Raw genomic sequence first — 22,589 nt, forward strand, 5'->3', positions numbered from 1 at the left:
GAAGAGGCCCGGGACCGCGGGGTCCCGAGCCTCTGTCTCGCACTCCAGCGCGCTGATGATTACGGCGTGCCGTCGTTGCCGCCACGCTTGAACAGCTTGCCCAGCGCGACGACCAGCAGCGCGAGGCCGGCGAAGATGACCTTCTTGCCGGCCACCAGCACCGCGATCAGCCCCTTGAAGAGCCCCGCCTTCGCGGCCACCTTGCCGGCGACCAGACCCGCGACACCGTACGCGGCCACGCGGCCGGTGCTCGGGTCGAAGTCCTCGTAGCGGTGGCCGGGCTGGAAGTGGGTGAAGGCCAGCACCTGCTGCATGTCCTTCTCCACCTGGGGCAGCGCCACCATGCTGGCGACGGCGTTGAGCACCAGCACGCCCTCCTTGCCCAGCACGCGGACGTTGTAGTTCAGCGTGTGCTCCTTCGAGTCACCGAAGCCCAGCTCCTGCGCCCAGTACAGCTTGCGCGTGCTCGCGTCGTAGCGCGGAGTCGCGGCCCAACCCACCAGCTCCACCGCCCCGTAGCCCGCCTTGACGCGCTCGGCGTTCTCATCGCGGGTGTTCCCCTGCATTTCCTCGAGCAGGTCCGCGTAGTCGATGCCCGCCGCGTCCTCGTCCTCCACGTGGCCATCGTCGTCGTACTGGATGACGACGCCCCAGCCCTCGGGCGAGTCCACGCTCACGTCCGACGGAATCACCATGCCCAGCGTCTTGGAGCCGGGCGGGTTGCCCCAGACCTCCACGAGCACCTTCTCCGCTTCCTCGGGCGAGAGGTAGCCGAAGCTCTCCGGCACCACCATCTTCGCCAGGCCGCCTCCCAGCACGACCTCACCGGTCCGCGGGTGGAGTTCGGGAAGCGCCGGGGCCTCCACCTCCTCCGAGTCACCCGCCTGCTCGGGCACCTGGGCCCACGCGCTCACCGCCACCAGCGACATCACCGCGAACAACCACCTGCCACGCTGCATGTGACTCCCCCTCCAGGGAATTCAGACACGGATGGCCGGAGGGACGTGACACGTCAGAATCACTGACGACACAGCGTGCGGCGCAATGCGCTCGCAAGCCCCCCGGGTCCGAAGGCGCGGCAACCTAGCGGCGCACGGGAGCACGCGTCAATTCAGTGCCCCGCACTCCCAAAAGTTCAGGCAGCTTCGACTTTCGCGACAGTCACGGGACGCCGGAGAAACTCACGAGCGTTGGCCATGGCGCGAGGGTCCTGGAGCACCTCTCCGGGCTGATTGCCATGGCCGATGAGGGCGCCTCTCCACCCCATCTCCATGTAATCCGCGCTGAGCTGGAGGCTCATGAGCAGCGGCTGCGCCACGCCGTCATCCTCGTCGGAGGAGTGGGTCGTCACGAGCGACAGCACCTTGCCGCGCATGCGCTCGCGGAAACGCAGCTCCGGCAGCCGGAACCACCAGGACCAGTGCTCCAGGTAGGACTGCGCGCTGGCGGGAAGGCTGTACCAGTACACGGGGGCGACGATGACCAGTTCGTCGGCGGCGAGGGTCCGCTCGGCGAGCGCCAGCATCTCCGGGCTCGCGGGCCGTGCCGCGTAGCCGCCGGGAGCATGACGCAGGTCTCGAAAAGCATCGTGCTGGTAGGCGTCCAGCCGGAGCCAGTCCGTCACCGTGCCGGAAGGCAGCGACTCGGCCGCCTTGCGAGCGAGCTGCTCCGCGTTGCCGTTCTCACGGGCGCTGGCGAGCAGGAAGAGGACGTTGCGCGGCGTCGCGGAGGAGGAACTCATGTCGTCGGTCCAGAAAGGAGCCGGAGAGAAAGCACGGAGTGTGCACCGGCGGCATCTTCATAACGCCGGGAACTTCGCGACGCACGAGGCGCGCGCACCTTCAGGCGCCTCTGTCCCCACCCCTGCGCTCCGGCGACGACAAACACGAGCGGCGCCCACGTGAGCGAACCCACCAACGATGGGAGCCTCGCGACGCACGAAGCGCGCGCCCTCAGGTTCCTCTGCCGCCGCCAACGTGCTCCGGCGACGACTTCATGCGAGCGCCACTCACGTGGGTGACCTCACACCGGTGACTTCCGGCCTGGAGAACCGGGCGGCGCACTCCGACGAGCGCCGCCCCGGCCTGCCTCACTGCTCGCCGCAGAAGTGTGCGACGGCGCGCGACAGCACGGCCTCGCAGCGCACCAGGTCCTCGGTGGGCACGTACTCGCCCGTCTGATGCGCCACGCGGATGTCGCCGGGGCCGAACACCACGGCCTCCGCTCCCAGCTCCGTCATCTGCGGAGCCTCCGTGCCGAAAGGCACCGTGGTGGACGCGTTGCCACTGGCCTCCGCGAGGAAGCGCACCACCTCCGCATCCGCGCGCGTATTCACACCTCGGTCCGTGCGCAGCACGCGGATGTGGGCCTCGTAGGCGGGCTCGTCGCGCACCAACTCCTGACGGATGGACTCCAGCAGCTCGGCCACCCGCTGCACCGGCTGTCCCGGAATGGGCCGCCACTCCACTGTGAAGCGGCACGAGCCCGGCAGGATGTTCTTCGCCTTGCCCCCCTGGATGACGCCCACGTTCACCGTGGTGAAGGGCGGCTGGAAGCCCTCGTCCAGCTCCTCGCGCAGCACCGTCGTGGCGAGCTGCTCCAGCCGGTTCAGGAAGCGTCCCGCGCGGAAGATGGCGGACGCGCCCGTATCCGGATACGCGCTGTGGCCCTCCTTGCCGAGCACCTCCACCTCCGCCAGGCAATAGCCCTTGTTGGCGCGCACCGGCGTGAGCTTCGTGGGCTCTCCGACGATGGCGTGGCGCGCGCGGCCCAGGCCCGCCGCCACCAACTTCTTGGCGCCCACCAGCCCCACTTCCTCGTCGGCGGTGAGCACCACCATCAGCGGGGCCTGGAGCTTCGTGGCCCGCTCGGCGGCATGCAGCGCACAGGCGATGAAGCCCTTCGTGTCGCAGGCGCCGCGCGCGTAGAGCTTGCCCTCCTTCTCCGTCAGCTTCAGCGCATCCGTCCACGCCGCATCGAACGGCACGCAGTCGGAGTGCCCCACCAGCGCGAGCGCCGCGCGTCCGGAGCCGCCCTTCACGGCGACCAGGTTCACCTTCTCCACGCCCGCGTCGTCGGTGTACCGCTGACGCTCGGCGCTGAAGCCCGCCTTCTCCAGGCGCGCCTGCGCATAGTCGATGAGCGGGGCATTGGGTCGCGCGGACGTGGTGTCCATCGCCACCAACTCCGTCAGGGTGGCCCGCAGCGCGGGCAGCGTGTCGCTCATGAAGACAACCTCCGGTGGCCGCGTCATGCCACCCCCTGGCGTCTGGCGCCAGCCCCCGGAGGGACTCCTGTCTCCCACGCCCCGTCAGGGGTACAGCGTGCGCGCGAGCGCCTGGAAGGCGCGTCCACTCTCCTCCGCGAGCGGATGCCGGCCCTCCCTCACCACCAGCCGTCCGGCCACCGCCACCTCGCGCACCGCCGCCTTGTCGGCGCCCAGGACGATGGATGCCAGCAACGACGAAGGCCCCGCGCCCACCAGCGACGGGTGCCCCACGTCCACCGTGAAGAAGTCCGCGAGCGCCCCCGCCTCCAGCGTCCCCGTGGACAAGCCCAGACTGCGCGCCCCCTCCACCGTGGCCATGCCCAACAGCCGCGCCGCCAGGCCCGACACCTCGCCGCCTCCCGGGTCCAGCACCGCGCGCCGCAGCCTCGCGAGCCGCAGGTGGCCTTCGAGCTGACGCGCCTCGTCCAGCAGGTCCACCAGCGCCTGACTGTCCGAGCCCAGGCTGATGCTCGCCCCCGCCTTCACCAGCGCATCCGCTGGCACAATGCCATCACCCAGGTTGCGCTCCGTGGAAGGACACGCGCACACCGTCGCCCGGGCGGTGCCCAGCATGGCCACCTCCTCGTCCGTCAGGTGCACGCCATGCACGGCGGTGAAGCCCGCGCTCAACAGCCCCAGGTCCGACAGCAGCTCCACCGGCCGCCGCCCATGCTCGGCGAGGCACGCCTCGATTTCCTTCGGCTGCTCCGCCACATGCATGTGTACGGGGAAACCAGACGCCTTCGAGACGGCGGACAGCCAGTCCTTCGTCACCGCTCGCACGCTGTGCGGCGCCAGTCCCACGCTGACCTCCGCGTCGCCCCGCACCTCGCGAGCCAGCGACTCCGCCGACGCGAGGAAGGTGTCCACGTCCGGGTCGATGAAGCGACGCTGCCGCGGATTCGCCGCGACCTGGTAGCCCGCGCGCGCATACCCCACGCGCAACAGACAGATGCGCAGCCCCGCGTCCCGCGCGGCGCGGATGACGGCGTGGGCCAGCGCGTTCCGGTCCGCGTACGGCGTGCCGTCCTGTTGGTGATGGATGTAGTGGAACTCGCCCACGGTGGTGATGCCCGCCAGCGCCATCTCCACGAAGACCTGCCGCGAGGCCACGTACACGTCCTCGGGGCCCAGGGCCTCGGCGGCGCGATACATGGCCTCTCGCCAGCTCCAGAAGTCATCCGCCTCGCGTCCGGAGACGACGTACTCCGTGCGTCCGCGAATCAGGCGCTGGAAGGCATGGGAGTGGCCGTTGACCAGCCCCGGCAGCAGCGCGCGGCCCGGGAGCCGTACGACGCTCGCCCCGGCGGACACGGACGACGCCTCGACGACGCGGCCCCCGGCACCCACGGCCAGGGCACGTCCCTCGATGAGCCGGCCTCCCACGTACAGGAAGTCCGGCTGGTAGACAGTGATGTCGCTCACCCCGACAGCGTATGCCAGCGGACCGCGCCCCGCAGCAGCCACGACACGGTCCGCCAGCGAGGCTGTCAGCGCGCGAACGCCATCTTCGAGCCCTCGTCCGGGGCCGGGTGGACGGTGTTGTCATCCGCGCCCGGACGCCCCAGGCCGCGCTGCACCGCCGGTGCGGATGCGTTCACCGCGCCCACGTAGAAGACCCCGTGGTAGCCCTCCGAGTTCGTGGAGTCCCAGGTGTGCACGAAGAAGCGGGTGCCGTTGTCCTTGCCCTTCGCCTCACGCACACCGCAGTCGAGCGCGCTCTTCACGCCCTTCTGGTCCACCGAGCAGATCCACGCCGAGCCGCTGGCGTACGCCATGTCCAGCGCCACCACATGCTCCAGCCGCTGCTCCAGCAAGTACCCCATGGGCCGGTGCTTCTGGTCCCACGGCAGGCCCTGCTTCGTGCGCGAGTGGATGTTCCCCGACAACACCATGTGGAAGCGCTGGGGGCTCGACTCCACCTGGAACGCCACCGTGCCCGCCATCGCGTCCTCGCGCTGCTGACCGTTGGCCTTCGGGTGGTCGAAGACGAAGACGTCCACGTCCAGGCCCTGTGAGCGCAGTTGGCGCAGGTGCTCCAACATGTTCGCCATCGCCTCGCTGCCACGGCCGTCCGGATACGGGCTGCGCCAGAAGGGAGCCTCCATCAGCTTCAGCCAGTCCGCCTCTTCACCCGCGCTCTCCAGGAACGCGTCCACGCGCCCCTGGTTCTCCAGCGGCAGCTCCAGGCCCACCGTCACCGGGATGCCCGCCACCACCGCCTGACAGGCGGCCTGCGCGACGAAGCGCGGCACCTCGCGCGTTCCGTGCACCTCACCCAGCAGCAGCACCCCACCCTCCTTCACCTGCTTGCCCAGGCCGATGATGGGCAGGCCACACTCCACCGCGAACTGCGACGGTGCTTCCTTCGCGTTCGGCGCCTTGGCCACCTGCACCGGCTTAGGCGCGTTCTCCTCCTTCGCCAGCAGCGGCGCCACCTCGCGGAACACCCGCCACTCCATCACCAGGTCTCGCTGCCCCTGGCCCGACTCCGCGAAGAACGAGGTCTCTCCCCGAGGCGTGGCGATGACCTCCTCCCAGTCCTCGGCCGACGACAGCGGCGCGCTCGCTGGCTGAATCGGCTCGGCCTTGTAATCCTCGGCCGGGCCCTCAATCGTCGCCCCCATGCCCCAGGCCCGGGTCGGACTCCAGTCCACCTGATTGCCCGAGTTGGCCAGGGTCTTGTTCAGGCTCTTGGTGATGCGGAAGATTTGCAGCTTGCTCGACGTGGGCGTCTCTCGCCGGCCCACCACCATGTACCGGTGGAAGAAGCCCGAAATCTTCGAGCCGCCGAACTCCTGCCGCCACTCCGTCTCCAGCACCATGCTGTCCTTGTCCTCACGGAAGGGCAGCTCGTTGCGCGTGAAGAACTCCCGAACCTGCGGCCACATCTCCGCGAGCGGCCGGTCGTAGATGGCCTCCCGGTCCGGGTACTCCAGCGCGCCGCGATGGGCCGCGCAGCCCGACAAACCCAAGGACAACAGCAACACCGTATACACAGCTGAGCGCATCCACCCTCCGAGCATCGCGTACCGGGAATGGAACGGGAGCGGGAGGGTGGCATATCGCCACGGCTCAGCGCGCGGAGACGACAGACTCCGCTTCGGGCGCGAAGGGCTTCTTGCTGCCCTCCTTGCCGGGCCCTCGCTCACCCACGCGGATGGCCGGCGCGGACGCATTCACCGCGCCCACGTAGAACACCCCGTGGTAGCCCTCCGAGTTCACCGAGTCCCACGTGTGCACGAAGTAGCGCTCGCCGTTGTCCTTGCCCTTCGCCTCGCGCACGCCGCAGTCCAGCCTGTCCCGCACGCCCTTCGAGTCCACCGAGCAGATCCATGCGGTGCCAGTGTCGTAGGCCATGTCGAGCGACACCACACTGTCGAGCTTCTCCTTCAGCATCAGGCCCATGGGCCGGTGCTGCTTGTTCCACGGAAGGCCCTTCTTCGTGCGCGAGTGGATGTTGCCCGACAGCACCACATAGAAGCGCTGCGGCGCGGACTCCACCTGGTGGATGAGCGTGGCCGCCATCGCGTCCTCGCGCTGCTGACCATTCGCCTTCGGGTGGTCGAACACGACGACGTCCACGTCCAGGCCCCGCGAGCGCAACTGGCGCAGCTGCTCCAGCATGTTCGCCATCGCCTCGCTCCCACGGCCATCCGGGTACGGGCTGCGCCAGAACGGCGACTCCATCAGCTTCAACCAGTCCTCTTCCCCACCCTGGCTCTCCAGGAACGCGTCCACGCGGCCCTGGTTCTCCAGCGGCAGCTCCAGACCCACCGTCACCGGGATGCCCGCCACGGTCGCCTGACAGGAGGTCTGCGCCACGAAGCGCGGCACCTCGCGCGTGCCGTGCAGCTCGCCCAACATCAGCACCGCGCCCGGCTTCGCCTGCTTGCCCAGGCCGATGATGGGCAGCCCGCACTCCATGGAGATTTGCGACGGCGCCTCCTTCGCGTTCGGGGCCTTGGCCACCTGCACCGGCTTGGGCGCGTTCTCCTCCTTCGCCAGCAGTGGTGCCACCTCGCGGAACACCCGCCACTCCATCAACAGGTCTCGCTGGGCCTGCGCCGATTCGATGAAGAGGTTCTCGCCCCGCGGAGTGTCCATGACCTCCTCCCAGTCCTCGGCACTGGTCAGGGGTTGATCACCTTCCGAAATCGAATGCGTTGCGCTGCCCTCCTGACCGGTGGGCCCCAGTCCGACACCGCGCGAGACGCCCCAGTCCAGCTCCCTGCCGCCTTGTGACAGCGTCTTGTTGGAGCTCTTGGTGATGCGGAAGATCTGCAGCTTGCTCGACGTGGGCGTCTCGCGCCGGCCCACCACCATGTATCGGTGGAAGAAACCCGAAATCCTCGAGCCGCCGAACTCCTGCCGCCACTCCGTCTGGAGCACCATGCTGCCCTTGTCCTCGCGGAAGGGCAGCTCGTTGCGCGTGAAGTAGCCTCGGACCTCCGGCCACATCTCCGCGAGCGGCCGGTCGTAGATGGCTTCACGGTCCGGGATTTCCAGGTCGCTTCGGTGAGCCGCACAGCCCCCCAAGCCCCAGGCCAACAACACCACCGCGTAGAGTACCGAGCGCATCCACCCTCCGGGCATCACGTTCCCGAAATGGAACGGAGCCAGGAGGGCACCATATCGCCACGGCTCAGTGCGAGGACGCGAGCTTCCCTTCCTCCCGCGCGAAGGGGCTCTTGCTGCCCTCCTTGCCCGGTCCCTGCTCACCCAGTCGGATGGCCGGCGCGGACGCGTTCACCGCGCCCACATAGAACACCCCGTGGTAGCCCTCCGCGTTCGTGGAGTCCCAGGTGTGCACGAAGTAACGCTCGCCGTTGTCCTTGCCCTTCGCCTCGCGCACGCCGCAGTCCAGCCTGTCCCGCACGCCCTTCGAGTCCACCGAGCAGATCCACGTCGTGCCGGTGTCGTAGGCCATGTCGAGCGACACCACGCTGTCGAGCCGCTGCTTCAACAGCAGACCCATGGGCCGGTGCTTCTTGTCCCACGGCAGGCCCTGCTTCGTGCGCGCGTGGATGTTCCCCGACAACACCATGTGGAAGCGCCGCGGGCTCGACTCCACCTGGAACGCCACCGTGCCCGCCATCGCGTCCTCGCGCTGCTGCCCGTTGGCCTTCGGGTGGTCGAAGACGAAGACGTCCACATCCAGGCCCTGCGCGCGCAGCTGGCGCAGGTGCTCCAGCATGTTCGCCATCGCCGCGCTGCCTCGGCCGTCCGGATACGGGCTGCGCCAGAAAGGGGCCTCCATCAGCTTCAGCCAGTCCTCTTCCCCACCCTGGCTCTCCAGGAACGCGTCCACGCGGCCCTGGTTCTCCAGCGGGAGCTCCAGGCCCACCGTCACCGGGATGCCCGCCACGGTCGCCTGACAGGACGCCTGCGCCACGAAGCGCGGCACCTCCTGCGTGCCGTGCATCTCTCCCAGCAGCAACACCGCGCCCGGCTTCGCCTGCTTGCCCAGACCGATGATGGGCAGCCCGCACTCCACCGCGAATTGCGAAGGGGCTTCCTTCGCGTCCGGCGCCTTCGCCACCCGCACCGGCTGGGGCGCGTTCTCCTCCTTCGCCAGCAGCGGCGCCACCTCGCGGAACACCCGCCACTCCATCACCATGTCGCGCTGGCCCTGACCCGACTCCGCGAAGAAGCCGTTCTCCCCTCGCGGAAGGGCCAGCCGGTCCTCGAAGTCCTCCACGCTCTGCCCCTTGTCCTCCTGGTTGGGCCCACCCATGTTGCGGTTGACACCCCAGTCAATCTGGTTACCCGGCGGCGACAGCGTCTTGTTCACGCTCTTGGTGATGCGGAAGATCTGCAGCTTGCTCGACGTGGGCGTCTCGCGCCGGCCCACCACCATGTACCGGTGGAAGAAGCCCGAAATCCTCGAGCCGCCGAACTCCTGCCGCCACTCCGTCTCCAGCACCATGCTGCCCTTGTCCTCGCGGAAGGACAGCTCGTTGCGGGTGAAGAACCCCCGGACCTCGGGCCACATCTCGGCGAGCGGCCGGTCGTAGACGGCCTCACGGTCCGGGTAGTCCAGCTCACCGCGATGGGCCGCGCAGCCCGTCACCATGAACACACACGCCAATACAGTGGCCAAGCGCATCATGCCGCCTCCAAGGAACCCGTCTCCGGGAGACTAGAACGACGGCATGTGTCTCGCATATCGGCCAGGAGCCCTGCCTCCGGAGAGACAGGGTCAGGCCTGGACCTCGGAGCCATCGTGGGCGGAGGCCCGCTCCCGTTCCCAGGGACGGGTCCGGACGGCCTCACGAATCCACAGGATGTGACGCCGCTCGTCCTCGCGGTGGCGCTCGATGAGGACGCGCACGTCGGGGCTCCAGTCGAAGCGCAGCGCCAGGTCATAGGCCCGGTTGGAGAACTCCTCGTTGCCGAGCATGGCCACCAGCGCCGCCTCGGTGCCCATCATGCTGGACATCGCGGTCAGCCCCTTCATCGCCGCGCCCTTCAGGTCCGGACGCAGGTCCACCGGCGCGCCGCCGAAGTGGTGGATGAAGCCATTGAGTTCCCGCACGTGGCGCAGGTGGTCGGCGCGGAACTCGCCGAGCCGCTCACGGACCAGCGGCTCCGGGATTCGGGCGAGCGCCGCGTCGTACGCGCCCACCGCATCCGCGTCGAGCTGGGCCAGGCTTCGCAGCCGTGCCACTTCGGACTTCTCGGCCATGTCGACTTCCTCCGCGCCAGGGACGTGTGCAATGTGAGAAGTCTCTTCCCGAAGGCCAACCCGTCCCTCAAGTCCCGGGTCCGACCGCCCTCGCGCCGGGCGAGCGGGCAGCAGCTCAGGGGCGCGGGTGCGCGGGCCTCAAGGGGAGCGCGTCGTCACGGCGAGCAACCCGACGGTGCTTGAGGACGATGAGTTCCCCGAGCACGGCGCTCACCAGCAGCAGCGCGTTCGTCACCACGAAGACCCAGTTGCCCACCAGCACGCTGTAGACGGTGAAGCCCAGCGAGGCCGTCATCTGCCCCACGAAGAGCCACTTGGAGACATCCTGACTGGAGCCCGACTTCCACTGTTTGTGGATCTGCGTTCCCAAGGTCATCAACAAGACGAAGGAACTGAACCAGCCCACGGCCTCGGTGCCCATGCATCCTCCCGAATACAGATGCGCATGCGCTCGCTCGCTGTCAGCCAGGGTGTCCGCGCTTTGCTCCTGACACCGTGAGGCTTCGGGAGGCGCTGGATGAGTCAGCGGGCCGGACGGGGCTCGGTTGCCTGGCGACTCTGGGCGGAAGAGCACGCCCCCCAAGCGCGCACGACATTGCGACAGGTTCCCCGGATGCCAACCGTTGGGACGTGAACCGCCCCAATGCACGCCCCCGCACCACGGGAGCGCTCCGTGCGCCCAGAGCGCAGGCGGCGCGGACCTCCGCGCCCGAACGTCGCGAGGCCCCGGAGTCCGGGCGCGCGAAGCTCTCCCATGGCGACCGTGTCCTCTTCGCGCGCAGCGGGCTGACGAAGGCGGACGTCTTCGCCTACTACCGCGAGGTGGCGCCGCTGCTGGTCCCCATCCTCACGGACCGACCCATCTCCGTGCAGCAGTGGCCCGCTGGCATCGAGGCCCCCGGCTTCTTCCGACACGAGCTGTCCGGCACCCCTGAATGGGTGCCCACGCTGCGCGTCCGCCACGTGGACAAGACGCTGCGCCACGTGAATGTGAACGGCGAGGAGCCCCTGCTCTGGCTCGCCAACCAGTCCGCGCTCACGCTCCACATGTGGCTGAGCCATGCACCCCAGCTCTCGCAGCCGGACTTCCTGGTGATGGACCTGGACCCGGGCAAGGGCGGCTGGTCGGACGTGGTGACGACGGCGCTCGCGCTTCGTGAGCTGCTGGAGGACCAGGGCCTGGAGAGCTACCCGAAGACCTCCGGCAAACGCGGCCTGCATGTCCTGATACCGCTGGGCCCTGGGCACACCTACGCGAAGGTCCAGGCCCATGCGAACCAACTGGCCCACGCGCTGGCGGCACGGCTGGGGGACCTGGCCACCACCACACGCGGCATCAGCGCGCGCAAGGGACGGCTCTATCTGGACGCGGGACAGAACGCGCGCGGCAAGACGGTGGTGGCGCCCTACTCGCTGCGCGCACGCGAGGCCGCTCCCTTCTCCGCGCCCCTGAAGTGGAGCGAGGTGACGCGGAGACTGGACCCCGCGCGCTTCAACCTCCGCACGCTGAAGAAACGCCTGGATGCGGTGGGAGACCTGTTCGCCCCGGCGCTGAAGCACTCGCAGAAGTTGCCGGACTGACGCCCGGTCGCCTGCTCTCCCGCGCGCATGATGCGCTCAGTGCATGTGCCCGGAACGGGTGCTATGGCGACGCCACCATGGACTCCGCCACCGCATCCGGCACCGTGAAGCCGGCTGGCTCGCTGAAGGTCGCCCTCGCCTACTGCACGTGTTTCATCCTGTGGGGCTCGACCTGGTCCGTGGTGAAGGTGGGGCTGGAAGACCTGCCGCCGCTGCGCTTCCTCGGCACCCGCATGTTGGTGGCGGGCCTCTTCCTCCTGCCCTTCGCGCGCTCGCGCGGACGGGTGGACGCGCGCACCGGAGGTCGCATCGCCGCGCTGGGACTGCTCCAGCTCGCCGTGCCCTTCGGACTGCTCTTCTTCGCGCAGCAGTGGATTCCCTCCAGTTGGGCCGCGCTGCTGTTCTCCACCTTCCCGCTGTGGCTGCTGCTCATCGGCCGAGTGCTGATGCCGGACCAGCCCCTGACGCCGGGCAAGCTGCTCGCGGCGAGCCTGGGCGCGGTGGGCGTGGTGGTGCTCCACTCCTCGGGCGTCGAGGGCCTCGCGCTGTCCGGCAAGGTGCTGCTCGGCGTCGTGATGACGCTGGTGGCCGTGGCGATCATCGCCGTGGCCAACGTGCTGGCCCGGCGCTACATGTCGCACGTCCCCGCGCAGGTGCTCGTCTTCGGCCAGACGCTCAGCAGCGCGGTGCCCCTGCTCGCGCTCTCCTTCCTGCTGGAGGCGGACTCGCCGGGGAACTGGACGCCGCGCGCGATGGGCGCCGTCTTCTATCTGGCGGTGTTCGGTACGGCCTTCACGTACCTGTGCCTCTACTGGCTCTTGCCGCGAATCTCCCTCACCGCGCTGGGCGCCATGGCCCTGCTCGACACGCTGGTGGCGGTGGTGCTGGGCGTCGCCTTCCTCGGCGAGCCCTTCACCCTGTCACTCGTCGTGGGCGGCGCCCTCATCCTCGGAGGCGCCGCGCTGGCCAACGTGCTGCCGAAGGAAGCCGCGCCACGTCCCACCGACGAGGGCACTCCGAGCTGAAGCGCGGGCGTCACCGCGAGGCGTTCAGCGCGCGGTGCTCCTGAACCCACGCGCGGGCCTCGTCGAGCGTGTCCACGTAGCGCACGTCCAGCGGACGCCCACCGCTGAGCATGGAGCCCACCATCAGGCTCTTGGTGGTGGCCTTCTGCTCCAGCGCCGCGCCGATGTAGACGATGCCCAGGAACCAGTCCGCCTTCGCGTGGTCCACCAGATAGCGGCGGGACTCTGGACTGAGCTGCGAGTCGGTGATGTCCGCCGCCAGGTAGAAGCGCCCCTCGGCTGACAGCGCCTTGTAGAGGCCACAGGACCAGCGCGACGTGTCCTCGGTGATGGCGCCCCGGAAGCGCGCCCAGAGGATGTCCGGCGCTTCCAGCCACGCGCGTTGCTCGCCGTGGCTCCATTCCTGCTCCCAATCCCTTGCCATGAGACTCCCGCGATGAGGCCGGGCCCAGGATAGGCCCGGCTGCCCGCGGTTCCCAATGGCCCCCGAGCTAGAAGCGCAGCGGCAGCGCGAACGCTGTCCCGTTCTGCGTGCCTGTCCGGAAGCTCCGGGGAGCACCGATAACCATCGTTGGCGGGGTTCCGCCCGAGCCCGGCACGAGCGCGAGGTCCTGCCCCAGTTGAGCTCGCTCGGCGCCATCACCCACGATGGTGAAGTACGGCGAGAGCGCGCCGCCCAGGTTGGGCGCACCCGCGTAGACGAACACGGCGCCACCACCATCCGAGGCCTCGGAGGAGCCCGGCGCGCTCACCACCAGGTCATGGACGTTGTCGCCCGACAGGTCCACGTTGCCCGCCAGCGCCGTGCCGAAGCCCACCGCGCGCGACTTGTGGACCACCACCACTGGAGTCAGTTTATCGCCGAAGGCGCCCAGCACGAACGGCCCGCTCTGCGAGGGGAGCGTCGCCATCGCCGTGGTGAGCTGCGCGATGTCGAAGAGCAGCACCACGGGCTGCGTGACGCCGTTGAACGGCACCGCGGTGGCGCTGATGGCCAGGAAGTCCCGCCCGTCTCCCGCCGTGCCGCCCGCGTTGCGCATGACCTTGCCCGCGCGGGTGATGGCCAGTCCCAGGCCGATGTTGTTGAGCTGCACCTCGCTGTCGCCCGCGATGCGCCACACGGTCGGCGTGGTGCGACCGTCGCAGCGCACACCGCCCGCGTCGTAGCCGAAGAGGATGGCCACGCCCGAGCGGCTGCCCTCCGCGTACCGCCACGCGAGGTCGTCGCAGTCGTCCCCATTGATATCCCCCAGCGACGTCGGCGCGCTCGTCTGGATGGCCTCGGAGGGCCACGAGTAGACGGGGTCACACCTCATGGTGAGCTTCGTCGGCGACGAATCTTCCGGAGGCCGGCCCAGGAACACCTCCATGCCCCTGTCCCGCAGCACGCCCACGTCCTCCTTGCCATCGTCATTGAAGTCAAAGCCGCCCACCAACCCGCGGCCCAGCGCCGAGCGCTTGCACTTCGCGTCCGTCTCCGGCACGCAGGTAGCGATCTGCAGGGGCGCCCACAAGCGATAGGCGGGCTTGAACGAGCCGTCCGCCTGCCCCAGCGACACCAGCACGCCGCCCACCGACTGGTTGGCCGTGGTGACGCACTCGGGTCGAACCGTCTGGTAGGTCGAAGCCAGCTCCGCGCTGGTGCTCGCCGGCACGACGAAGCCCGGGGCGCCCACCAGCAGGTCCGGTCGCCCATCGCCGTTGAAGTCCGAGAATGCCACGTCCGCGCCCACCGTGCGTCCCGCGGCGTGCGGGGAAGGCGCGCCCTCCTCGGCCACCACGGCCGGGGCGGTCCGCGCCACCTCGCGCACGTACGCCCGGCCAATGGACATGGCATCGCCGTCGCCGTTGGCGCCCGGACCCGACCAGCCCGGCGCGCCCAGCAGCGCCACCGCGCCCTTGGGCCCCACGGCCACCGCCACCTGCTCGCCCACGCGCTCCACGCTGGGCTTCGCCGGCACATTGGCGCTGGTGCGTGCCCACTCCACCAGCGAGGCGCCGCCTCGGCGGAACAGCTCCACGCGGCCGGTGAAGGCCCCCTGGTCCGACGAGGCTCGGCCGGAGAAGGCCGCCAGCGATTCACCGTCCGGCAGGCGCCACACCGCCAGGCCCGAGCCCAGGGTGTCCGACTTCGCCGTGCCATTGAGCGCGGTCAGCGACTTGTTGATGACGGCGCCCTTCGTCAGCGTCGACAACGGATACACCAGCACCTTGCCGCCGAAGCGCAGCGTGGTGTTGTTCGGCCCGGGCGGCGCGGCATACGGCGCGCCCAGCACCAGCTCCGGCCCCGGCGTGCCGTCCACGTCGAGCACCGCGAAGCTGCGGCCCGCGACGACACCGGCCGCGTCACCGTAGATGCGCGCGAAGGCCTCCTCGCGCTTCACCTGCGGCGGCGTGGTCGCCGGGTCGCCGGTGGGCGCATGGGCGCTCAGGTCGAACAGCAGCGCGCCGCCCGCGTCCGCTCCCGAGCGCACACCCCCGCTGGCGCTCAGGTCCGGCGAGTCCGCGCGGTCCGCCACCGCCATCAACAACGGCGGACGCGTGCCGTCACCCGCGATGGCGGCCAGCCGCCACGTGCCCTCATTGGAGTCCGCGAGGTTCGCGGGCAGCACATACACGTCCGGGCTCGCCCGGAAGCGAATCCCCTCGGAGCGCGCGAAGAAGACGGAGATGGCCACCTGAGTACCGGAGACGGCGCCTTCCGCGGTGTAGCGGGACACGCGGCTGAGCGCGGCGATGTCCAGCCGCCCATCCTTGTTGAAGTCCGCCGTCACCAGCGCGCGGCCCAGGTCCGAGCCCGTGCGAGCCATGGGCACGCCGTCCTTCGTCAGGTCCGAGCCACCCAGGCGGAGGGTCGGCAAATCCGGAACGGGGGCGCTGGCCGTGGCCAGGTAGATGTCCACGGTGCCGCGCGCGCGGATGTTGTTGCTGGGCGCCAGGTCTCCCGCTGGCGAGCCCACCACCAGGTCCACCTTGCCGTCGCCATCGATGTCCGCCACGGACAGGCCCGCGCCGAACGCGGCATCCCGCAGCAGGCCGGCGAGCTGCAGGCGCAGCGGCGCGGGGGCGCCTCCCTTGAAGGTGTAGAGGTACACGGCGCCCGCGTTGCTCGTCGCCACGTCCGCGCCCGGCGAGGACACCACCAGTTCCGCGCGCCCGTCACCGTCCAAGTCGCCCGCGGCCAGTGCGTCGCCGAACTGCGCGGTGTCCGTGTCGCCCGTGAGCACCCACAGCGGCTGCGCTTCCAACCCGCCCGTGCCTCCCTTGTAGATGAACACGGCGCCGCCCGTGGGCCGGCCCATGTCGCTCTCGCGCTGGCCCACCGCGAGGTCCAGCGTGCCGTCACCGTCGAAGTCCGCCGTCACCATCGTGGCGGCATCCGTGAGCCGGCCATGCGCCAGACCCGGCCGCGTCAGCTCGTCCAGCACCACCACCGTCACCGACGCCTTGTCTCCAGTGAAGGGGTCCGACGCCTCCAGCACCGCCGCGCCCGTGTCGCCCGCAAGGAAGCCGATGCGCCCCGCGGCAATCGTCCCGGGGCCCGACACCTTCGTCCACACCACCGTGTCGCTGCCACCGCGCGTGGCCAGCGGCACGGACGAGCCCGAGGGCACCGCGAGGAACGCGGGCGCGCCACCGAGCCGGGCCGCCTTGCTCACGTCGTACTGGAGGATGGCCTCGTCACCCGTCTGCGAGTCGCGCACGGTGATGAGGTCCAGCCCCTCGGTGGGGCCCGCCGTGTAGCGCCCTTCGGCGGTGAGCGTGCCGCCAGAGAGGTTCTGCGTCAGGTTGTACGTGGCCGTGCCCAGCAGGCCCTTCGTCGACACCTGGAAGGACGTGCCCGGCCGCAGTTGCGCCCGCGCCGGCGCGATGTCGAAGAGGGCCAGCACCTCCAGCGTGGTGCGGGCATCACCCGGGCAGCGGGCGTCCTCCACCACCAGCGTGTCGGTGCCCGGGGTGTGCCCCGCGATGAAGCGCGACGCGCGCAACTCGCCGGACGAGCCCCCGTCCTCCAGCGTGTAGCGGTACTGGCCGCTGCCACCGCTGGCCACCAGCGACACCGGGCTGCCCACGCGAACCCGGGCGGGCTCGGCGCGCAAGGCCAGCGGGGGCAGGCCCGTGCACTGGTCCACCTCCGGAGGTGGCTCGTTCTCACGCGCGGGGTCCAGGTCATCGGAGCAGGCCGTGACGAGGAGCGCGAGGAGGGGGGCCACGCGAGGGAATCGAATCATGGTGTGCCTCGAGGGGAGTCAGGCGGGTGCGACGGGGGCTTCAGGGCTTCGCGCCGGACGCGGCCCAGCGCTGGATGAGGGAGATGAGCTGAGGGTCCAACGGCCCATCCGCGGGCATGCGCTGGTCTCTCACCGCGGCGGTGATGAGCGCCGCGTTCTCCTTCCACAACTCGTACGTGTTGAGCGCCCGGCCGGGGCCGGTGGCGTGGCACTTCTCGCAGCGCGACACATGGATGGGCTGGATGTCCGTCGCCCAGCTCAGCGCCACGGTGCTCACGGGCTGGTAGTCGAACGGCACCAGGCGTTTGGCTTCGGTGCCATCCAGGAAGCGCGCCACCACGCCGAGCGCCTGGCGTCCCGCCTCCAGGCCCGCGAAGGAGTACGGCTTCGGGGTGCCGTCCGCCTCCTGGCCCCCCAGGCTGTACACAGGCCCTTCACCCGTGGCGGGGACCTCCACGCCGCCCAGTTGGAAGACGACGGAATCCGGCTCCACGCCCGTGGGCATCACCGCGCGCACCACGAGCCCGTCCTCCACCACCTGCATGCCCTGGTGCAGGCCCGTCACGCGAGGCGCCGGCGAGCGACTCACCGCCACCGTCTCGCCGCCCAGCTGCACCCACGCGCAGCCACTCTCGTCCGCGGACAGGAAGCGGAACTCACGCGTGTCGATTCCCTGCGCCAGGCCCCACTCGTTCGCGTCCGCGTCGTACAGGAGCAGCGCGTCGCTCGACTTCACCCACAGGAAGCGGCCCGACGCGAGCAGTTGCACCGGCCGCTGCGGCAGGGTCACCCGCCGCCAGCCTTCCCTTGGCCGACGCAGCAGGCCCTGGTTGGTGAGCAGCCACAGCTCTCCGGAGGTGCCCAGGCCCGGGCCCAGGCCGGCCAGCGACTCCACCACCTCGCCCTCCTCCAGGGGAGCGCCCGCCTCGCGCACGTCGAAGTGCACCAGGCTGGTGGCCACCGCGACGTGCAGCTTGCCGTCGCGCAGGAACCACACGCCCGCGGAGCCCTCGCCCGTCGGCGCCGCGGCCAGCGCGGTGATGCCGGTGAGCGCCTCGCCCTTCACCTTCAGCGCGGACAGTGTGCCGTCGCGCAGCTGGAACAGGCCCGTGGGATGCGCCAGCCACACCGCGCCATCCGAGGACTGCGTGGTCGCGGTGATGCCCAGGCCCAGCGCGTCACGCCACGGCGGGGAGATGAGCCACCCCGACTCGGCGAGGAAGAGGCCGTTCCGCGCCTCCACCAGCGCGCTGTGCGGCCCCATGCGGAACACGGCGTTGACCGTGCCCAGCTCGGCGCTGTTGCCCGGGTGGGGCGCCAGGGCCCCCAGCGAGCCATCCAACCGGATGCGGACGACGGTGCCGGTGGTGTTGGCGAAGATGCCGCCACCGGCCTGGTCCGCGAAGCCCGGAGCCGACGCCAGCGCCGTCTTCGACCGGACCTCGGTGGGCCGGAAGGAGACGGGCCGGGGCCTGTCCAACGGGAGGGAGTCGTCGCCGCACGCGGTGAGGAGGACGGCGGCGCAGAGGGGAAGGAGACGAAGAAGAACGGGGGCGGCGGACCGCCCCTCGTCCATCTCCCGGGGGGCTCGGGGATGGGTGCGCATGCGGTTCAGGCGAGGATGCTACGAAGGGGCTCCACGCGGGTGATGCTGTAGTCCAGGCCCGCCGACGCCAGCACCGTGGCGATGATGTGCTCGGGGAAGATGTTCTCACCCCGAGGGTCGATGGCGCCGGTGCGCAGGTCGAACGTGCCGGGCGACATGCCAATGTCTCCACTCTTCCCGAAGACATGGTTGTGCTTCACGCCCGCGCCCATGAGCATGCAGGAGTTGGAGATGTGGTGGTCCCGGCCGCCCGCGCTGTTGATGAGCGGCGTGCGGGAGAACTCGGAGAACACCATGATGGTGGTGTGGTCCATGAAGCTATCGCCCGCCGGGTGGGGGGTGTCGATCAGGTCATCCACCAGGTCGGACAGCGCGTCGAAGCCCCGGCGCTGGTTGTTGGCGTGGGTGAGCTGCGTGCCGAAGTGCGTGTCCAGGCCGCCCGTGAGGTTGATGGTGAGGCACTGGGCGATGCCCTTCTTGAGCGCGGTGGCCACCATGGCGGCACGTCCCGCCTCGGTGTCGTAGTTGCCACTCTCTGGCAGGCTATAGCGTTCCCGGACCGCCGCCATCTCCGGGGTCTGAGCGTCGAACTTGAACGACGCTTCCAGCTTCTGGGCCATCACCTGCTGCATCTGGTCCCGGCTGTTCTGGTACGTGGTGCCCACGCCGCGAGCGCCGTAGGCGGCCTCCTCGCAGGTGATGGGCTGGCCCCGGAAGTCGACCAACTGCTTCTCGATTTCGCTGTCCAGCAGCTGCGAGCTGGGCTTGAGCGTGAGCAGCAGGTCGTCCTTGCGGCTGACGCGCAGCGCGTTGGCGTAGCCCGGGTACCGGTCGTTGTACGACTCCACGTTGAACGCGATGTTGGAGATGGGCACGCGGGGCTTCATCTGCCCCACGATTTCCGTCGCCGTGGAGGAGCCACGCGCCGCGCTACCGATGGGCATCTTCCCGGTGAGGAAGTAGCGATAGCCCACCTCGTGGCCCAGCGTGTTCATGTTGATGCCGCGCACCACCGTCATCCGGTCGAAGTGCTTCGACAGGTCACCCACCGCGGGACCGAAGTCGATGTTGGACCGGCCCACGCCCGACTTCTCCGGGCGCAGGGGGATGGCGGAGAAGCGCGCGTCATTGATGAGGTTGTAGCCCGGCAGGATGCGCGTCTCCGCCGCGCGGTCCGGGGTGAACTCGTCCGGGTCCTTCGGGTCGAAGGCGAGCAACTGGTCCCAGCCACCGTTGAAGTACACGAAGACGAAGCAGCGGTCGGCCGGGGCCAGCGAGGCCGCCTGCGCGAAGGAGCGGAAGGGCAGCCCGCCCAGCAGCGTGGAGCCCATGAAGCCGGCCGCGGCCTTGAGGAAGGTGCGGCGCTCGGGACGGTGGTTCTCGTCGAGTCGATTCTTCTTCATCGAAGTCACTCCGAGCTTCAGTAGGTGATGAACCGCGCGTCGGTCAGCATGGCGATGCACATCACCGCCAGCGCGTCCGAGCGCCGCTTGGCCGTCTCCGCCCGGGCCGCGGCCTGGGTGAAGAAACCGACCCACTTCGTCAGCTCCTCGCCTTCCAGGGGCGCACCCCAGAAGCGCAGGGAGTTGTAGACGAGGAACTCTCGCACCTGGGCGTCCGTCAGCTTGCGCAGGTCATCCCAGGTGCCCGGCAGCGTGCGCGACAGCGTGCGCTTGGAGGCATCCGCCTGCTTCACTTCATCACCCGCCTGGGCGATGCACACGAAGCGCGCGCCATCCTCCAGGAACTTGGCGAACACCAGGTTGGGCTCGGTGTTCTCGCTGGAGACGAGGGCGAAGTCGGCGCGGCCCAGGGACGAGGCGCGCGCGTCGATGCCGTCGCCACCATTCACCCAGCGGCGGCCGACGGCCTCCAGGATGGCGGCGTCGAGCTGGGCGACGGTGAGCCGGCGCGGGGCGCGGCCCACGCTACCGCCCTGCGCTTCCGGGTCCGGCAGCGGGTCGAAGTCCCCGGGCTGGTGGGGGTTGGCGACCGGTTCGAGCTGCCCGTCCAGGGTGGGGCCGGGCTTCTCCTCGGTGGACTTGTTGCAGCCGGCGCTCAGCGTGAGCAACGCGGCGATCAGGAGCGAGCGGCGCATCAGTCAATCCTCCGGTAGGCGTCGGTCGTCACCACGCGCTCGATGAGCGACTTGAAGCGGTGGCCACTCTTGGCGAAGTCGCTGGCGAGCGGCGCCAGGTACATCCGCTGCTCCTCCGCCGTCATCGGGCGGCCCAGGAACTCGTTCCAGACCCGCTTCACCGTGCAGCGCTCCAGCTCACCCGACTGGTACATGCGCTCCACGAGCAGTCGCGGACCCGCCTCGATGTTCTGCTCCTCGTCGGCCGTGCGGTACAGGTACGTCTTGAGCAGGCCGAGGCTGCTGGCGCCGTCACCGTCGTACGCCTGCATGACGTACTGGGAGCACTCGCCGCCACAGTTGGTGTCGCCGTTGATGGCGCAGTCGCGGCACTTCGGGTCGAAGCGCGGGAACTGGTTGGCCGGCAGGAACTGCGCCGCGCGCTCGGCGTAGCGGCCCCAGTGGGCGCCGGTGGGCTCGATGGTGGCGTGGCAGTAGTTGCAGCCACAGCGCTTGGCCAGGTTGTTCTCCCGGTTGCAGGAATCCTCGGGGTCGGGCAGGGACGTTTCCGAGCCAGGCACGAAGGTCTTGCAGAGGAACGCCTCGTAGAACTCGGAGACGCGGGCCCGGTGCGTGGGGAACCGGTAGAGGAACCCGGGCGTCGTCAGCACGCCGGAGTGCGACTCATCCCGGGTGTATTCCTTCCAGTTCGCGGCGTCGGTGTAGGCGATGGCGGGAATCGACTCCAACGGCGCGGGCGCGGTGGCGCTGAAGACACCCACGCCCTGCCGCTGCCGGTAGAACTCCGACAGGGTGCCGTTCACGAACGAGCGGCGCGTGGTGAGGATGTTGTAGTAGGGCTCGTCGCGGCGGACGACGGACTCGGCGATGCGCAGCGGTTCCTCGTTGAAGGCGGCCACGCGCATGTCGTGAACGTTGCGCACGAAGAGCGGGTCCGTGGTCTGGCCGATGTTCGACACGCCGCAGCGGCGCATGCCCACGCCGCAGCCGCAGCTGCGGTCATTGGCGAAGCGGCCCGTCTCACAGGACTCACGCGTCCAGGGGTTGTGGTCGCGCTCCTGGGCCTCGATGGCGCACACCTTCACCGTCGCTGGCGAGCCCGCAGGGGCCCAGTAGGGTGCGGGCTTCATCACGAAGCCCTCGCGCTGGATGCAGCCGCGAGTGGTCGAGTAGGCCCCCTTGATGTTGTTGTTGATGGCGAGGTCCAGCGTGCAGCGAGTGAGCGTCAGGAGGCTCGGCTTGGTCTCTGGATTGGGATGGTCGAAGGACACCACCAGGCCCGAGCCGCCGGTCGCCGCATCCGTCTTCTCCTTCAGCACGGAGGTCGTGTTCTTCTTCGGGTCGGGCAGGCACAGGTACGACTTCACGGTCGCCGCAGCGCCGCGGTTGTCGCAGAAGTAGCGGTACTTCCCCCATTCGTCGGTCGCGGGCAGGGCGGCCAGTTGGGCACAGGTCGTCACCACGTTGGCCGTCTTGACGGCCAACTCCGTGCATTCGAAGAAGTTGGTGTCGTAGTCGTAGCTGACCGGCATGGGCACGCCCATGGCATCCGTGCAGCTGGTGCGCGGCGCCACGGCGTGCCCGTCCTGCGTCGTCGTCAAGCAGGAGCTCTGCTCGATGTCGGAGTTGCAGGACTGGCCGTTGACGCCTCGCAGCGCCGTGGACGGATTGTTCGCGAAGCCGAAGGCGGCGCTGGTGCCGTTGCCACCCAGGCGCGAGTTGCCGTTGTCGAAGACACTCGCGCTGATGTTCGAGCGCAGGAGGGCGCGGTGGAAGTTGCGCACGCGCGTGTAGAACAACTCGTCATTCATCATGGCGCGGATGTCTTCTTCAGACACCGAGCCCTTCGCCTGGACTGCCTTGTACTCCTCCCAAGTGGGCGGCCGACCGAGCAGGTCGAGCGTCAGCTGCCGCAGATGTCTTTCAGGAGGGACCTTCGCGACGGGCGCGCAAACAGCGGCCTCATCGGCGGAGGCTGGCAGAGCCAGGAACAAGGCGGCGCCAGCCAGGATGGCAAGGCAACGCTCGCGGAGCACGGGGAACCTCCGTGGAGGGGGGGAGTCGGGGGCGACCGTGACTGAGTATGCAAGA

At 69.7% G+C, this 22,589-nt stretch carries 17 protein-coding genes; 2 read left to right on the forward strand and 15 right to left on the reverse strand.

Annotated elements, in window-relative coordinates:
- Positions 1–59: 59 nt before the first annotated feature.
- The 9 genes from HUA78_RS25070 to HUA78_RS25110 all read right to left on the reverse strand — a co-directional run bounded on the left by HUA78_RS25070 (position 60) and on the right by HUA78_RS25110 (position 10,377).
- The gene (locus HUA78_RS25070; RefSeq protein WP_174454538.1) at positions 60–959 is read right to left on the reverse strand and encodes a DUF2167 domain-containing protein; all 900 of its coding nucleotides are present in this window, start codon (positions 957–959) and stop codon (positions 60–62) included.
- 176 nt (positions 960–1,135) lie between these two features.
- Entirely contained in the window at positions 1,136–1,741 is a 606-nt protein-coding gene (locus HUA78_RS25075; protein ID WP_174477314.1) for a flavodoxin family protein, read from the reverse strand.
- A gap of 348 nt (positions 1,742–2,089) precedes the next feature.
- Positions 2,090–3,226 (reverse strand): acetylornithine deacetylase, encoded by a 1,137-nt coding sequence (argE, locus tag HUA78_RS25080; RefSeq protein WP_174477315.1) that lies wholly within the window; start codon positions 3,224–3,226, stop codon positions 2,090–2,092.
- Between the two features lie 84 nt (positions 3,227–3,310).
- Positions 3,311–4,693: a formimidoylglutamate deiminase gene (gene hutF / locus HUA78_RS25085; protein WP_174477316.1), complete on the reverse strand. Its 1,383-nt coding sequence runs from the start codon at positions 4,691–4,693 to the stop codon at positions 3,311–3,313.
- A 65-nt stretch (positions 4,694–4,758) separates the two neighbouring features.
- Positions 4,759–6,279, reverse strand: a complete 1,521-nt coding sequence (locus HUA78_RS25090; protein WP_174454534.1) for a hypothetical protein — start codon at positions 6,277–6,279, stop codon at positions 4,759–4,761.
- Positions 6,280–6,343: 64 nt separating this feature from the next.
- A complete protein-coding gene (locus HUA78_RS25095; protein ID WP_246137070.1) occupies positions 6,344–7,849 on the reverse strand; it encodes a hypothetical protein in 1,506 nt (501 codons plus the stop codon).
- Between the two features lie 64 nt (positions 7,850–7,913).
- Positions 7,914–9,380, reverse strand: coding sequence for a hypothetical protein (locus HUA78_RS25100; RefSeq protein ID WP_174464991.1), 1,467 nt, complete (start codon positions 9,378–9,380; stop codon positions 7,914–7,916).
- A gap of 90 nt (positions 9,381–9,470) precedes the next feature.
- Positions 9,471–9,956, reverse strand: coding sequence for a ferritin-like domain-containing protein (locus tag HUA78_RS25105; RefSeq protein WP_174459759.1), 486 nt, complete (start codon positions 9,954–9,956; stop codon positions 9,471–9,473).
- 115 nt (positions 9,957–10,071) lie between these two features.
- The gene (locus HUA78_RS25110; protein WP_141641757.1) at positions 10,072–10,377 is read right to left on the reverse strand and encodes a hypothetical protein; all 306 of its coding nucleotides are present in this window, start codon (positions 10,375–10,377) and stop codon (positions 10,072–10,074) included.
- A gap of 209 nt (positions 10,378–10,586) precedes the next feature.
- Between HUA78_RS25110 and ligD the strand changes: the two genes are divergently transcribed.
- Together ligD and HUA78_RS25120 are read left to right on the forward strand one after the other, a co-directional pair.
- Positions 10,587–11,537, forward strand: coding sequence for a non-homologous end-joining DNA ligase (gene ligD / locus HUA78_RS25115; RefSeq protein WP_371745657.1), 951 nt, complete (start codon positions 10,587–10,589; stop codon positions 11,535–11,537).
- A gap of 77 nt (positions 11,538–11,614) precedes the next feature.
- Positions 11,615–12,562, forward strand: a complete 948-nt coding sequence (locus tag HUA78_RS25120) for a DMT family transporter (protein WP_174454532.1) — start codon at positions 11,615–11,617, stop codon at positions 12,560–12,562.
- A 10-nt stretch (positions 12,563–12,572) separates the two neighbouring features.
- Here the strand turns inward: HUA78_RS25120 and HUA78_RS25125 are convergent, their stop codons facing one another.
- The 6 genes from HUA78_RS25125 to HUA78_RS25150 form a co-directional block, all read right to left on the reverse strand.
- A complete protein-coding gene (locus HUA78_RS25125) occupies positions 12,573–12,986 on the reverse strand; it encodes a hypothetical protein (protein WP_174477317.1) in 414 nt (137 codons plus the stop codon).
- Positions 12,987–13,053: 67 nt separating this feature from the next.
- Entirely contained in the window at positions 13,054–16,794 is a 3,741-nt protein-coding gene (locus tag HUA78_RS25130) for an FG-GAP-like repeat-containing protein (protein WP_174477318.1), read from the reverse strand.
- Between the two features lie 40 nt (positions 16,795–16,834).
- Positions 16,835–18,400 carry a hypothetical protein gene (locus HUA78_RS25135; RefSeq protein WP_174454530.1) on the reverse strand — a complete coding sequence of 522 codons (1,566 nt, stop codon included), beginning with the start codon at positions 18,398–18,400 and terminating at the stop codon, positions 16,835–16,837.
- 5 nt (positions 18,401–18,405) lie between these two features.
- Positions 18,406–19,803, reverse strand: a complete 1,398-nt coding sequence (locus HUA78_RS25140) for a DUF1501 domain-containing protein (RefSeq protein ID WP_174454529.1) — start codon at positions 19,801–19,803, stop codon at positions 18,406–18,408.
- Between the two features lie 17 nt (positions 19,804–19,820).
- Positions 19,821–20,498, reverse strand: coding sequence for a hypothetical protein (locus HUA78_RS25145; RefSeq protein WP_141641750.1), 678 nt, complete (start codon positions 20,496–20,498; stop codon positions 19,821–19,823).
- Positions 20,498–22,534 (reverse strand): DUF1585 domain-containing protein, encoded by a 2,037-nt coding sequence (locus HUA78_RS25150; RefSeq protein WP_174477319.1) that lies wholly within the window; start codon positions 22,532–22,534, stop codon positions 20,498–20,500. Before HUA78_RS25150 ends, HUA78_RS25145 begins: the two co-directional genes overlap by 1 nt.
- Positions 22,535–22,589: the final 55 nt, after the last annotated feature.

It is taken from the genome of Myxococcus sp. CA033 (assembly GCF_013336625.1).
Taxonomy (GTDB): Bacteria; Myxococcota; Myxococcia; order Myxococcales; family Myxococcaceae; genus Myxococcus; species Myxococcus llanfairpwllgwyngyllgogerychwyrndrobwllllantysiliogogogochensis.

Bases quoted from the DNA above. Each gene is read 5' to 3' on its own strand.
- HUA78_RS25070 (WP_174454538.1), bottom strand. From the start codon at position 959: ATGCAGCGTGGCAGGTGGTTGTTCGCGGTGATGTCGCTGGTGGCGGTG.
- HUA78_RS25075 (WP_174477314.1), bottom strand. From the start codon at position 1,741: ATGAGTTCCTCCTCCGCGACGCCGCGCAACGTCCTCTTCCTGCTCGCC.
- argE (WP_174477315.1), bottom strand. From the start codon at position 3,226: ATGAGCGACACGCTGCCCGCGCTGCGGGCCACCCTGACGGAGTTGGTG.
- HUA78_RS25090 (WP_174454534.1), bottom strand. From the start codon at position 6,279: ATGCGCTCAGCTGTGTATACGGTGTTGCTGTTGTCCTTGGGTTTGTCG.
- HUA78_RS25095 (WP_246137070.1), bottom strand. From the start codon at position 7,849: ATGCGCTCGGTACTCTACGCGGTGGTGTTGTTGGCCTGGGGCTTGGGG.
- HUA78_RS25100 (WP_174464991.1), bottom strand. From the start codon at position 9,380: ATGATGCGCTTGGCCACTGTATTGGCGTGTGTGTTCATGGTGACGGGC.
- HUA78_RS25105 (WP_174459759.1), bottom strand. From the start codon at position 9,956: ATGGCCGAGAAGTCCGAAGTGGCACGGCTGCGAAGCCTGGCCCAGCTC.
- HUA78_RS25110 (WP_141641757.1), bottom strand. From the start codon at position 10,377: ATGGGCACCGAGGCCGTGGGCTGGTTCAGTTCCTTCGTCTTGTTGATG.
- HUA78_RS25120 (WP_174454532.1), top strand. From the start codon at position 11,615: ATGGACTCCGCCACCGCATCCGGCACCGTGAAGCCGGCTGGCTCGCTG.
- HUA78_RS25125 (WP_174477317.1), bottom strand. From the start codon at position 12,986: ATGGCAAGGGATTGGGAGCAGGAATGGAGCCACGGCGAGCAACGCGCG.
- HUA78_RS25130 (WP_174477318.1), bottom strand. From the start codon at position 16,794: ATGATTCGATTCCCTCGCGTGGCCCCCCTCCTCGCGCTCCTCGTCACG.
- HUA78_RS25135 (WP_174454530.1), bottom strand. From the start codon at position 18,400: ATGCGCACCCATCCCCGAGCCCCCCGGGAGATGGACGAGGGGCGGTCC.
- HUA78_RS25140 (WP_174454529.1), bottom strand. From the start codon at position 19,803: ATGAAGAAGAATCGACTCGACGAGAACCACCGTCCCGAGCGCCGCACC.
- HUA78_RS25145 (WP_141641750.1), bottom strand. From the start codon at position 20,498: ATGCGCCGCTCGCTCCTGATCGCCGCGTTGCTCACGCTGAGCGCCGGC.